2 protein-coding genes are annotated in these 1034 nt (G+C 71.2%); one reads left to right on the top strand and one right to left on the bottom strand.

The window, feature by feature from the left end:
- The first annotated feature begins 77 nt into the window (after positions 1 to 77).
- On the top strand, positions 78 to 530 hold the full coding sequence (locus ACWDNU_RS47090) for a MarR family winged helix-turn-helix transcriptional regulator (protein ID WP_355282338.1): 453 nt from the start codon (positions 78 to 80) through the stop codon (positions 528 to 530).
- Here the strand turns inward: ACWDNU_RS47090 and ACWDNU_RS47085 are convergent.
- Positions 527 to 1034 (bottom strand): PucR family transcriptional regulator (locus ACWDNU_RS47085; RefSeq protein WP_449673611.1); only part of this gene is annotated, 508 nt, incomplete at its 5' end. The two genes, ACWDNU_RS47090 and ACWDNU_RS47085, sit on opposite strands and share 4 nt — an antisense overlap.

Raw genomic sequence — 1034 nt, 5'->3', positions numbered from 1 at the left:
CGGGTGAACTGGGTATGTTCAAATTTGAACAATACGCGATGCGCAGCTATTCCGCCGAAGTGATTAGGGTTTGCGGCATGGAAGAACCCAGGTGGCTCGATGCCGAGGAGATGCGGCTGTGGGTCAGGTTCCTGGCCGCGGGCGCGCTGGTCGACCGCGCGGTGGACCAGCACCTCAAGGGGGAGGGGCTCACGCACACCCAGTACGAGGTGCTGGTCCGGCTCGCCGCCGAGGCCGACGGCGCCATGCGGATGACCGACCTCGCCGCCGCCAGCTACACCTCCAAGAGCGGACTCACCTACCAGGTGGGCAAGCTCGAGCAGGCCGGGCTGGTGCGCCGCGTCGACGACGACACCGACGTTCGCGGCGTCAACGCGGTGCTCACCGAGGCGGGCCGGGCCAAGCTCGACGCCGTGGCGCCCGGGCACGTCGAGGTGGTGCGCCGGGTGTTCGTCGACGTGCTCGAGCCCGCGCAGCGCGCCGCGATCTCCGCGGGGCTCGGCGCCGTCGCCGACGGGTTGACCCGCTAGACCTGCTGGTCCTCGCCGTGCCGCTGCGGGGTGTCGAGCCGGTGCACGGTGAGCGCGGCGGCCAGCATGCGCGAATCGGTCGGGTCGGCCGGGTCGAGTCCGGTGAGCTCGGCGATGCGGCGCAACCGGTAGGTGAAGGTGTTGGGGTGCACGTGGATCTTGCGTGAGGCCGTCTTGCGATCGGCGCCGTGGCGCAGGTGCGCTTCCAGCGCCTCGATCAGATGCGGGCTGCCCAGCAGCGGAATCACCCGCTGCGCCAGGCGTTCCCGGGCCGGGCCGGGGCGGGTGAGCTGGTATTCGAGCAGCAGGTCGTCGAGGCGGTAGCAGCCGCCGGGCCTGCCGCGCAGCCGAGCCAGCTCGGTCAGCTCGGTCGCGTCCTTGGCCGCGGCCGGGATGGCGTCACGGGTGACGCCGGAGAACTCGGCCAGATACACCGTCACGCCGTACTGCTCGGTCAGCCGGGCGGCGAGCTCGTCGAAGCGCTGGGCGTCGAGGACGTCGGTC

The sequence above is a fragment of the Amycolatopsis sp. NPDC003676 genome, from assembly GCF_053587275.1.
Note: the sequence above shows the minus strand (reverse complement) of the source record. Positions and strands in the feature narration are given on the sequence as shown.

Coding starts and splice junctions, on each gene's coding strand:
- ACWDNU_RS47090 (WP_355282338.1), top strand. CDS start 78: ATGGAAGAACCCAGGTGGCTCGATGCCGAGGAGATGCGGCTGTGGGTC.